Source organism: Phnomibacter sp., from assembly GCF_036803085.1.
GTDB lineage: Bacteria > Bacteroidota > Bacteroidia > Chitinophagales > Chitinophagaceae > Phnomibacter.
Map to the genome: position 1 here is coordinate 255,316 of NZ_DAIRUZ010000005.1, position 12,344 is coordinate 267,659.

The 12,344-nt window shown below is 45.7% G+C and carries 8 protein-coding genes; 6 read left to right on the plus strand and 2 right to left on the minus strand.

Annotated elements, in window-relative coordinates; translation table 11 throughout:
* Nucleotides 1–141: 141 nt before the first annotated feature.
* On the minus strand, nucleotides 142–3,354 hold the full coding sequence (locus V7Q13_RS12130) for a TonB-dependent receptor (RefSeq protein WP_333800940.1): 3,213 nt from the start codon (nucleotides 3,352–3,354) through the stop codon (nucleotides 142–144).
* A 220-nt stretch (nucleotides 3,355–3,574) separates the two neighbouring features.
* On the opposite strand from V7Q13_RS12130, the gene V7Q13_RS12135 reads away from it, so the two are divergent.
* Nucleotides 3,575–4,786 (plus strand): bifunctional 3,4-dihydroxy-2-butanone-4-phosphate synthase/GTP cyclohydrolase II, encoded by a 1,212-nt coding sequence (locus tag V7Q13_RS12135; protein ID WP_333800941.1) that lies wholly within the window; start codon nucleotides 3,575–3,577, stop codon nucleotides 4,784–4,786.
* Nucleotides 4,787–4,790: 4 nt separating this feature from the next.
* Nucleotides 4,791–5,717: a hypothetical protein gene (locus tag V7Q13_RS12140; RefSeq protein ID WP_333800942.1), complete on the plus strand. Its 927-nt coding sequence runs from the start codon at nucleotides 4,791–4,793 to the stop codon at nucleotides 5,715–5,717.
* A gap of 4 nt (nucleotides 5,718–5,721) precedes the next feature.
* Here V7Q13_RS12140 and nhaD read toward each other — a convergent pair whose 3' ends face one another.
* Nucleotides 5,722–6,993: a sodium:proton antiporter NhaD gene (gene nhaD, locus V7Q13_RS12145; RefSeq protein ID WP_333800943.1), complete on the minus strand. Its 1,272-nt coding sequence runs from the start codon at nucleotides 6,991–6,993 to the stop codon at nucleotides 5,722–5,724.
* A gap of 256 nt (nucleotides 6,994–7,249) precedes the next feature.
* Between nhaD and V7Q13_RS12150 the strand changes: the two genes are divergently transcribed.
* The 4 genes from V7Q13_RS12150 (at nucleotide 7,250) to V7Q13_RS12165 (ending at nucleotide 12,075) form a co-directional block, all read left to right on the plus strand.
* Nucleotides 7,250–8,938 (plus strand): bifunctional metallophosphatase/5'-nucleotidase, encoded by a 1,689-nt coding sequence (locus V7Q13_RS12150; RefSeq protein WP_333800944.1) that lies wholly within the window; start codon nucleotides 7,250–7,252, stop codon nucleotides 8,936–8,938.
* Between the two features lie 25 nt (nucleotides 8,939–8,963).
* Nucleotides 8,964–9,944, plus strand: coding sequence for a c-type cytochrome (locus V7Q13_RS12155; protein WP_333800945.1), 981 nt, complete (start codon nucleotides 8,964–8,966; stop codon nucleotides 9,942–9,944).
* Nucleotides 9,945–10,075: 131 nt separating this feature from the next.
* Nucleotides 10,076–11,158 (plus strand): 3-oxoacyl-ACP synthase III family protein, encoded by a 1,083-nt coding sequence (locus tag V7Q13_RS12160; protein WP_333800946.1) that lies wholly within the window; start codon nucleotides 10,076–10,078, stop codon nucleotides 11,156–11,158.
* A 176-nt stretch (nucleotides 11,159–11,334) separates the two neighbouring features.
* Nucleotides 11,335–12,075: a tRNA threonylcarbamoyladenosine dehydratase gene (locus V7Q13_RS12165; RefSeq protein ID WP_333800947.1), complete on the plus strand. Its 741-nt coding sequence runs from the start codon at nucleotides 11,335–11,337 to the stop codon at nucleotides 12,073–12,075.
* Nucleotides 12,076–12,344 lie beyond the last annotated feature (269 nt).

The following is a 12,344-nucleotide window of genomic DNA, read 5'->3' on the forward strand; positions in this document are numbered from 1 at the left end:
TTCATAAGTAAAGCGCAACTTCTGGTGGGAGTTGCGCTTTTTAGTAGGATAAATGCAAGGAGTGAAGCCAAAAAGAAAAGCCCTCTGCGCAGAGGGCTTTTCAATATATACATCTCAGAGAGATGAAAGTCTAAGCTGAACTTAGTTGAACAGGTAACGAACACCAATTTGCATACTCCAGGTACTACCCGTGTTGATGCTGTTGTTGAAAGTTTTGGTCAACAGTTGGTTGCCAGTCTGGTTCATGCGGTAAGTGGGTACACCCTGAGCATTTACACCAGCAGAAACCAATGGTTGGTTCTGAATGGTAAAGCGACGGATACCCCAATCGCGGTTGAGCATGTTGGCGAAGTTGAACACGTCTACAGTAAACTGCAGTGTGTTTTTACTACCCTTTACATTGGTGAAAATGTCTTGAGTAAACTTCATATCCACACGATCGTACCATGGCAACAATGCGCCGAAACGCTCTGCATAAGTACCACGACGCTTGCTCAGGTATTTGTCCTGATCGATGTAGGCATCGAATGCAGCAGCCTGTTGTGCAGGAGTGAAGGTTACACCACCGTAAGTAGCATTTACAAAAGTTAGGTCACTTGCTTTTCTGGGGATGTACAGCAAATCTGTACCGCTGTTACCGTCATTGTTGAGGTCACCATTCACAGCATAAGTGAAGCGGCCCTGATGGCTGCCTTCGTAGAACAATGAAATGGTGGTAGCCAATTTCTTGAAGAACTCTTTGCGATAAGAAACGTTGGCAATGATACGGTGAGGAAGCGCTGAAGGAGCACTACCAAATTCCAAAGCGTTTTGGCCCCCAATAGTTGCGTTACTGTTCCAAACCGAGTTGGCTGTTGAGCCTGGGTTAGAAGTAACATCAGTAGCATGTGTATAGGTATAAGCTACTGAACCGTAGAAACCATTGTCGAATGATTTGCTTAACTGAGCAGTCAAATTCATTTGGCTACCCTTGTTGGTATTTTCCAGAATGATGGCAGAGCCTGTGATGTTTGAATTCAAACGACGGTCGCCGGCTGCCAGGAAACGAGGGCGTGTATCCGGTCCTGTTAATGTGCCATTCATTGGTCTTTGGTTGGCATTACGCATTACAACAGCGTTGATGTCTTTACCTATGATACCTTCGAATGTCAACATCCAGCCCTTACCCAAATCCTGGTCGATAGCGATGTTAGTACGCCACAGTTGAGGGAAACGGAAACCGGGATCAGACAGTACCAGGTTGCTTGGTACAGATGTACCTGCGGTAGTTGGCAGTAAAGCATCTCCACGGTTAATGTGGAACATTGGATCTTTGTTAAACTTGAAACGCTCCAACGCCACAGGGTCACTTACAATAGCACCAAACTGATACATACCGCTGTTTTGGGTAATGTTAGTTAACCAAACAAATGGAATGCGACCAGTGAAAATACCTGTACCACCACGAATTACCGTTTTCTTGTCACCATCTACATCGTAGCGGAAACCAAGACGCGGAGAAATGTACATTTTAGTTGTAGGCAGTACAGAGTTGTTGTACTTGGTGATAGAACCGTCTTGTGCAAAAAGATTTACTGCAGAGATAGCCTTGTTTTCAATAGGCGTTTCTGGGAATGCAAATTTGTCGAAACGAACACCAGCAGTTACTTTAAAATTAGGATTTACAACCCACTCATCTTGCAGGTAAAAACCAATTTGACCCACTTTTACCTGAGAAGCATAAATGGCTGATTTACCAGGTACAAGTGAATAGGTAGTGGAGAATACGGCTGGAGCTTTGTTCTCAATGAAATCTTGCAAAGAGTTGTATGCGTAATAGCTCTGTGAACCAGGCATGAACATGTTGCCTATTTCCTGATACTCATAGTTAATACCAGCAGTAAGCGTATGCTTACCTGCATAATAAGTAAAGTTGTCCGTGATGCTGTATACGTCGTTAACTACTTCGTTATTGTATGAGAATGGCTCAAAACCAGCACTCATATTACTGTTGGTAACACCTGTACCAGTGGCATTGCGGATATCAATGAAAGGGAACAACGCACTTGGTGAAGTACGAATAGAGCTGATATTGGTAATAGTGGCCAACAACTGATTGCTGATTTTGGTGCTGAAACGGCTGTTCAATTCAAAAGTGATGTTGCGCACCTTGTCTTCAAAACCATAGTTGCTGTTAGCAAAGCTCATACCATTTTGACCAAAACGAGATTGCAGACCAGTCAGTGCTCCGTTTGGAGTGCTGGTAGCATTTACCTGTTGATCGTTGTTGCTGGTCAGTTGGCTAAATTTGGCAGTCACTTTGTGGTTCTTGCTCAGGTTCCAGTCGAGGCGACCCAATACCTTGGTATTCTTTGCACCAAAGCTGGCGAAGTTGTCGTAAGGGCCTGTTTCGTAACCATAGGTTGTGCGCAAGAAATCGGAGAAACGCTTCAGAGAATCGGCAGAAACGTTAGAAACGTTGCCGATGCCAGAACCGCCTTTTGGCGACCATTGTACACCCGGGAAGCTACGCTTTTCATATTCGTAAGAACCAAAGAAGAAGAGTTTGTTTTTGATGATTGGGCCTCCCAATGTAGCACCCCAGATGTTGCTTTGCGAAAATTGCTGAGGTCCCAATTTTGAATCACCTACACGGGCGCCATTGTACGATTGGTCGCGATAATAGGTATAAGCCGAGCCTTTAAATTTATTGGTACCACTTTTGGTAATGGCGTTTATGCCGGCACCTGTAAAACCGGCCTGACGAACATCGTAAGGCGCAATGTTGATAGATACTTCTTCAATGGCATCCAAAGAAATGGGTTGGTTGCCAGGACCACCAGGCAGTGGTTCGCTGCTCAAACCAAAGTTGTTGTTGAGGTTGGCACCATCTACCTGAATATTGTTGAAACGGGCATCACGACCACCAAAACTGTTACCATTTGACTGAGGTGTAAGACGGGTAAAGTCTGACAAGCTACGAGAAATGGTAGGCATTGTAGTAATCGTCCGGTTGCTGATGTTGGTAGAAGCACCTGTTTTTTCAGCAGCAGCTTTTTTACGGGTACCACTCACCACTACATTTTCCAAAATGCTTTCGCCTTCTTTCAAGCTGGCAGTAATGTTAAATGGCTCACCGAGTTGAAGGATAATACCTTCAAAAACTGCTGGTGCAAAGCCGGTAAAAGTAATTTCTACTCTGTACGGGCCACCGGTTCGCAAACCGGGCAGGGTAAATACACCCCCTTTGGTTGTAAACGAAGAATACTGGGTTCCGGAAGGTTGGTGTTCTGCTTTCACAGTTGCACCTTCCAGCAATTGACCCTTAGGGTCTTTCACCACGCCTGTTATAGTACTGGTTGTTACCTGACTCATAACAGTGTTGGAAACCAGAGCGATAGCCACAACGGCCATGAACCGGAGAAAATTTCTCAACATAAGTTTTGGAGTTTTTTACTGTGCAAAGAAACGGTAACGAGGCTTAAATTGTTCGGAATATTGTTAACAATTCATTGCCCTTTGCCAAGGCCTTGCCATCAGGAATATTACGCAGCAGTTAGACGGCCTTGCTTAATTTTGGCCTTCAAATTTGAATATGCTTGATACCATAGAAAGTGCCATTGAAGACATTAAACAGGGGAAACTGGTAATAGTAGTAGATGATGAGGACCGTGAAAACGAAGGCGACTTTGTATGTGCTGCCCGAACGGTAACGCCCGAAGTCATCAATTTTATGGCCACTCACGGCCGTGGTTTAGTGTGTGCCGCCCTTACAGCCGACCGCTGTGCCCAGCTCGATTTGCAACCCATGGTGTCCAGCAATACATCCATGCACGAAACAGCTTTTACCGTTTCAGTTGACCTTATTGGCCCCGGTGCGGGTACAGGTATTTCTGCACAAGACCGGGCAAAAACGGTACAGGCGTTAATAAATCCGGCCACCAGACCATCCGATCTGGGCCGTCCCGGTCATATTTTTCCACTGATAGCCAAAGAAGGTGGCGTACTGCGCCGCACAGGCCACACCGAAGCCACGGTGGATTTGGCCCGTCTGGCTGGCTTCGAACCTGCTGGGGTACTGGTAGAAATTATGAATGAAGATGGCACCATGGCCCGTCTGCCACAGTTGGAAGTGATTGCCCAAAAATGGGGACTCAAACTCATTTCTATAAAAGACCTCATAGAATACCGCCTCAAACAAGATAGCCTGATAGAAGAAATAGTGCGGGTGGATATGCCTACCAAATATGGTCATTTCAAGCTCATAGCTTTTACAGATAAAAGCAATGGCATGGAACACCTGGCCATTGTAAAAGGTACCTGGGAAAAAGACGAACCGGTGCTTACCAGGGTACACAGCAGCTGTTTTACCGGCGATATTTTGGGCAGTTTTCGCTGCGATTGTGGCGACCAACTAGCCTGTGCCCTGCAAAAAGTAGAGCAGGAAGGCAAAGGCATCGTATTATATATGAACCAGGAAGGCCGCGGTATAGGATTGGTAAACAAACTGAAAGCCTACAAACTACAGGAAGAAGGTGCCGATACTTTGGAGGCCAACCTGATGCTGGGGCTTCCGGCCGATGCAAGAGATTATGGCGTAGGTGCTCAAATATTGCGCCACCTGGGTGTTACCAAGCTTCGACTTATGACCAACAACCCCAAGAAAAGAGTAGGGCTGATGGGCTACGGATTGGAGATAGTAGAAACCGTAGGACTGGAAGTTGAGCCTAACGCCCACAACCACAATTATCTGGAAACAAAACGTGACAAAATGGGCCATACCATTGCTGCTAATTTCAATGGCTGATTCCATGTACAAGCGTCTTTATCTGTTTTTGCATTTAATAGTATCGGCTATGCTGATGGCTACAACGCAACAGGTATTTGCGCAGCCAACCATTCCCTTTTATCAGCCGGTAAAAAAAGCAGCCTTGCCTCAAGAACTGGAAGAGGTAAGTGGCATGCTCTATTGGCAAAACAAATTGGTAATGCTGAACGATGGCAACAATGCTGCGGCCTTATACATTACTGATACGAGTGGTGCCAAGCTGTTGCAAACAGTGGTACTTGCAGGCATTGAAAACAAAGACTGGGAAGCACTGGCACAAGACGACCGTTTTTTTTACATAGCCGATGTGGGCAATAATAAAAGTGGCAACCGGAAAGATCTGGTTATTTATCAGGTGCCAAAATTGTTGCTGAATGCAAAGACTGCAGTAATACGCATACCTAATAGTAGTATTGGCCGCATCAGGTTTAGTTATGCTAATCAGGTAAGTTTTGCAGCAGAAAAAGACAATACTGCACAATTCGATTGCGAAGCCATGCTGGTGCACAATCAGCAGCTGCATTTATTTACTAAAAACTGGAGTGGCCAAACCAGCTATCATTATACCATTCCTACCAAGCCCGGTACGTACAAAGCTGCCTTGGCAGGCCAGCTGCAAACCGGTGATTTTAAAATTACTGACGCTTCATGGAATGGTAAAAACTGGTTGTTGCTCACAGCATACACTAAGCAAGGCAAAGTGGGATTATTTGCTATTCAACAACATGGAAAAACCATCAGCCTGAAAGGTAACGTTCGGCAATTTGAGCTGCCATCGGCCATACAAACCGGCCAACTGGAATCGGTATGTTTTGATAGCAACAATACAGGCTGGCTGGCTACAGAAGCCTTTAGTGCCCGAGGGTTTACGCTGCCTCAAACGCTCTACAGATTTATGCTGCCGTTGTAATGTTTTATGCCAGCAGCATTTGCTGCGCCATAAACACAGCAATGCCGGCTAAAAATCCCAACAACGCAATCCAGCTGATACGTTTCATGTACCACATGAAATCAATTTTTTCAATACCCATAGCTGCTACGCCAGCTGCAGAACCAATAATAATAATAGAGCCGCCCGTGCCGGTAGTAAGTGCCAAAAACAACCAAAACGGATGATCCATGGCAAAATCAGACAGGCTGTACATTGCTTGTGCCGCCGCTACAAGCGGTACGTTATCTACTACAGCAGACAGTACACCCAGCGCTGTACCAATGCTGTAATTATTGCCAAGGGTTGAGCTCAGGTAATCGGCCAGCTGGTGCAGTAATCCGAAAGATTCTAAAGCAGAAATGGCTAAGAGAATACCCAGGAAAAACAGGATACTTGGGCTGTCTATTTTTTGCAATGCTGCACTAACAGAATACTTGCTTTTTTGGTCGCTTGGTTTGCCCCTGTGTATAAAGGTTACAATCACCCAAAGTATACCCAGCGAAAACATCATGCCCATCATGGGAGGCAAGTGTGTAATCATTTTAAAAACCGGAACAAACAGCAATAGCAATACGCCGCTTAATAACATAATGTTTGATTCGCGGCTGCTAATGTTGGTATGCTTTACTTCTGTGTAAGAAAATTCTTGCCCCTTCAACCTTGGTGTTACTATTAGCAAAGGCACCAATGTAACTGCGATACTGGGCAAGATAGTATACAACATGATTTTCCCTGTAGAGATTTGACCGCCAATCCACAACATGGTAGTAGTTACATCACCAATGGGAGAGAAGGCGCCACCGGCATTGGCTGCTATTACCACCATACTGGCAAAAAGCCAACGGTCTTCTTTCGAAGAAAGCATACGGCCGCTCAGCGAAAGCATAACTATGGTTGTGGTCAGGTTATCCAGCAATGCAGATAAAAAGAAAGCGATAATAGTAACTATCCACAAAAGCCGCACTTGGCTGCGGGTTTCTATTTGTTTGGTGATAAGCGAAAAACCACCGTGGCTGTCTATCAATTCTACAATGGTCATGGCACCTAACAGGAAAAACAAAATAGATGCGATGCCAGAAAAGTGCTCCATCAGCAAGTGACTGCTTTCTTCGGGAGAGCTTGCCTGAAAAGTGTACAGCACCCAACAAAGTACACCAGTAAGAAGTGCTGCTGCTGCTTTGTTTACCCGAATGCTGTGCTCGAATGCAATGGCCAGATACCCAACAATGAAGACTAGAAGAACCAAGGTTGTCATGGTGTACTATTAAAGTAGGCCGAAAATACAGCAACAAGGTGGTTTCAGCACAAGCATATCTTCACCTTACTATGCAAATGAATGCAGATTTTCACTAATGCCTTGCCAGTGTAGTAGCAGGTATAACCGGCATTTTTTCATTCACACAACGGGTACTTGTGCTTCCAAAAATGATGAGTGACCAATATCACAGAGTGGCAGTTTGCATTAAGCCATCTTGCTTTCATATTGCATTTATATCTCTAACGATTGCCCCATGTCAAAATCAAGAAGATCATTTTTACGGAATTCTACTTTGCTTGGTCTTGCTGGTGCGGTACTACCCGCTGCTCCTGCACTCGCCGGCTCCAGCAGTGCTAATGACGTTGCAGCAGAAGAAGCAGCCGCTACGGGTACAAAAACCGTAACCCTGTTGTACACAACAGACATACACGGGCAGCTATTTACCCACGATGAATTTTTCTGGATCAATCAGCAGCCCGTATACAAGCGTCGTGGTGGTTTGGATGTGCTGAAAACCATGATTGACCATTACCGCAAGCAAAACCCTGCCAACACTATATTGATTGATGGTGGCGATTATTTTCATGGCCATGCTGTGGCTTCACTCACCAACGGCGAAGCGTTGATTCCCATTTTCAATCAGCTAGGGTACGACCTCATGTTGCCGGGCAATTGGGAAGTGGTGTACAAGAAAAAGCAAATGCTCTATGACATGGGCCATGCCAATGCGGCAAAAATATGTGCCAATATGTGGCATAAAACCAGCGACGAAACCAATGGCGAACTCATCTATCAGCCCTATTGGGTTAAATACATTGGCGGTGTAAAAATTGGTTTCATTGGCTACACCGATCACCTGATACCGAAGCGGCAATCGCCGGCTTACAGCGATGGTATTTCTTTTAAGCATGCCAATCATAACCTTGCCCGCTACGTAAAACAGCTACGGGAAGAAGAAGGCTGCGTAGTAGTGATTGTAGTAACGCATATGGGATTGGCGCAGCAGGTTGGGCTGGCTAATAATGCTGCAGCACAAGGCGTTGATCTCATTATGGGAGCCGATACGCATGAACGTGTTCGGGAGCCGATACAAGCCAAATATACCAAGGTGATTGAGTGCGGTGCCTTCGGTTCTTTCTTAGGAAAAATAGATTTGATTTTGAAAGAAGGTAAACTCACCGATATAAAATATGCATTGCTGGATGTAGACCCTTTAAAATTTGCGCCCAATGCAGCCGTTACCACTCAACTCAAAAAAGCGTATGCACCATTTGCAAAAGATTTGTCGACAGTAATTGGTACAACTACCACTCCGTTGGTTCGCTATTTTGTATTGGAAACGCCGATGGATAACTTGATTACAGATGCCGTCATGTGGAAGTTTAAGCCGGACATTGTAGTGAGCAACGGCTTCCGTTTTTGCCAGCCATTGTATGCCAGTAAAACTAAACCGGCCAATATTACCCGTGAGTTTTTATGGAACATGCTACCCGTTGACAGCGAAGCCAAAACCGCAATGGTAAGTGGTGCTCAAATAATGGAATGGCTCGAAAAAGAATTGGAAAACGCTTTTGCAAAAAATCCGGCTAACAGGTTTGGCGGTTGGTTTGTACGGTTTGCGGGCCTGCAGGTAAACGTAACCATTGGCAATGAAAAAGGCAAAAGATTAAACTGGGTAAAAGTAGGCGGTCAGCCATTGGATGTAAACAAGCTTTACAGCATGGTGGCCTGCGAAAGAGAAGGCGATCCTGATGATACGCTTTGCCGCATTGAACATGTGCAGCAACCACGTAAACTGGGCGTACTCATGCATGATGTGATTGAAGATTACCTGAAAGCGCATCCGGTGGTTGCTCCAGTTTTAGAAGGCCGAACTACGGCTACCGATGAACCTGCTACACTGCTCACTCAGCTTAAGGGCACTACTTACGAATTTCAATAATTGTAATCATAAATAGCAAATAGTTATGTGGCGGAAAATGAGCAGCGACTGGCCGGTGTACATCATTTTTGCAACGCTGTTGGTCGTTATTTTGGTAAAATCATTTACCAGTGATGATAGCAAAGTACAATCTGCAGCAGTGGCCCCGGTTGATACACTGTGGCATGGCCCCAGCCTGATGATGGACAGAATACTTACCGGGCCGGAAAGGGAAGAAGTAGTGTATGGCTATAACCTCATCAGCAATACGGCTTACTACCTTGGGCCGCAGGGCACAGTTGCACAAATATCCAATGGTATGAATTGCCAAAACTGCCACCTCGATGGCGGTAGAAGAGCATGGGGCAATAACTATGGTGCGGTTAGTAGTGCCTACCCGAAGTTTCGGGAGAGGAGCGGCACTTATGAAAGTATTTACAAACGTGTAGGCGACTGTTTTGAGCGTAGCTTAAATGGTACAGCACCCGATAGCAGCAGCCGTGAGTTTTTGGCCATTCAGGCTTATATTAAATGGCTGGGAAAAGATGTAGCCAAAGGAGAAAAACCCGCCGGCAGCGGTATTGAAAAACTACCGTATTTGAAAAGAGCCGCAGATCCGCAAAAAGGATTGGCGGTATACCTGGCTAATTGTAAAAGCTGCCATGGCGAAAACGGCGAGGGACAAATGGATGGCAACAGGTTTGTGTATCCGCCACTGTGGGGGCCGCATAGCTACAACGACGGTGCGGGCTTGTTTCGCCTCTCCAATTTTGCAGGATTTGTAAAGGGCAACATGCCATTCAACATTGCTTCGCATGCAAAGCCTACGCTTACCAGCGAAGAAGCGTGGGATGTGGCTGCCTATGTAAATTCGCAACCCCGGCCACACAAAGACCAGACCCACGACTGGCCGGATGTGGCTAAAAAGCCCATCGACTTTGCCTTTGGCCCTTATGCCGATGGTTTTGATGAAAAAGCCCACAAATATGGCCCTTACCAGCCCATTGCAGATGTCAGAAAGAAATAGCCAAGCAAAAAAGTTACCTGTGATTTTTTGCTCAAAATAGAAGGTCGTTTATATCGAATTGAAACAGATTCATTGTAAATAATCATTTTCATTTAGCTTTAGCGCAAAGCCTGAAAAGCTTATTACGCTTTATGAAAACTTACCGCTCCGTTATAACTGGCACAGGTGCATTTATTCCTCCTGTTGTAAAAAAGAACATCGATTTTACTGTACATAATTTTTACGACGAACACCATCAACGCATTACCACTTCGCCTGCAGAAATAGTTCAAAAGTTTGAGGACATTACCGGCATTGCCGAACGCCGCTATGTAACCGAAGACATGAACTGCGCCGACATGGCCGCCATTTCCGCCAAACAAGCCGTTGAAAACAGCGGCATAGATCCTGAAACAATCGACCAGATTATTGTTGCACACAATTTTGGCAATGTACTCAAGCACACCATTCAAACGGATGTGCTGCCTGCTATTGCCAGCAGGGTAAAGCATAGTCTTGGTATTCAAAATCCTGCATGTGTGGCCTACGATTTATTGTTTGGTTGTCCCGGTTGGATTCAGGGGGTTATTCATGCCGACGCTTTTTTCAAAGCAGGTATTGCTAAAAAAGCATTGATTATTGGCACAGAAACTTTGAGCCGTGTGGTGGATGTGTACGACCGCGACAGCATGATTTTTAGTGATGGGGCAGGAGCCTGCATTTTAGAATATCAGGAAGTAGATGCCGCCACCGGCCCCGGTATTTTAAGCAGCAGTGTGGCCTCGCATTGTATTGATGAAGCCTTCTATCTATACCTCGGCAAATCTAATTTCCCCGGCAGCGACCCACGTGTTCGCTACATCAAAATGAAGGGGCGCAAAGTATACGAGTATGCTATGCAACATGTGCCGCAGGCCATGAAAGATTGCCTCGATAAAAGCGGCGTTGGTATTGATGCTTTGAAAAAAGTATTCATTCATCAGGCCAATGAAAAAATGGACGAAGGCATCATTAAGCGGATGTTCCGTTTATACGATAGAAAAGAAACGCCAGACAATATTATGCCCATGAATATTCACTTACTGGGCAATAGTTCTGTTGCCACTGTGCCTACCTTGTTTCACTCTGTAATAAGTGGTGTACAAGACGGCCATAGCTTGCATCATGGCGATGTAGTGATGTTTGCCAGCGTTGGCGCAGGTATGAACATCAATGCAGTAAGCTATCGCTATTAGGTAAAAATTGTTAGCAAAATCGAACTTGGATTCCGTTCTAACTCTTGTTGGGACAAACCCTTTTTTGCCCAAACTTTTCCATCTTTTTTGAATTTGTATTCAATATCTCGTACTTCGTCCTCCTTGTTACCCTTTTACTTCGTGCCCCGTATTTCGTACTTCAGACATTCCCTTTTATGGTTCCTTACTGGATGAGCAGAACCCAGCTGCTGCTGGACGATGAGAAAATCAGCACCCTCATGCAAAAGCATGTGTTGGTGGTAGGCCTTGGCGGCGTAGGCGGCATTTGTGCCGAAATGATAGCCCGTGCCGGCGTAGGCAAAATGACCATTGTAGATGCCGACGTGGTAGACCTCAGCAATTGCAACCGCCAAATACCGGCATTGCATTCCACCGCCGGCCAAAGCAAGGCTGAGGTAATGGCGGCCCGCATCCGCGACATCAACCCCGATATTGAACTCACCGTGCTCAACGAGTACCTGAAAGAACCCCGCACCCGGGAAGTGCTTCAATCCACTCATTTCGATTATGCGGTGGATTGCATCGATACCCTCAGCCCCAAAGTGTTTTTCATACAGGCTTGTGTGGAGCTGGGCATTCCCATTGTAAGCTCACTGGGCGCCGGTGGTAAGGTAGACCCGCTGCAAATTACCATCACCGATATTGCCGATACCCACCAGTGCAACCTGGCCCGTTATGTACGCAAACGGCTCAACAAGCTGGGCATTCGCAAAGGAGTAACCGTGGTGTTCAGCCCCGAGGAGGCCGACCAGAGTAAAATCATCGTTACGGAAAAAGCGTTCCCCAAAAAATCCATCATCGGCACCATCAGCTATATGCCTGCTATGTTTGGCTGTATGGTGGCCAGCGTGGTTATCCGCAATTTGTATGGCGAGGAAGTAGCCATGCGGTCGTAGCATACCTCACCATTTTTTTTTGAAATCGAAGTTTCAGTCAGTTTAAAATTGAATAGGCTAAAATTTACTTCATCGCATAAAACAGGGGGAGGAGTTGGCTCGGCAATCCCGATAGCTATCGGGAGGGCGGAGCCTTCGGGTTTGCCTTGAATTTTCTTTGGTTACTTTCTTTTTTTCAAGAAAAAGAAAGTGACAATGCTGAGATTGGAACCAACAGGAGGATGGAGAAATGATCCGAAACAAGAGGATTTCATCGTTTTCTATTTCGG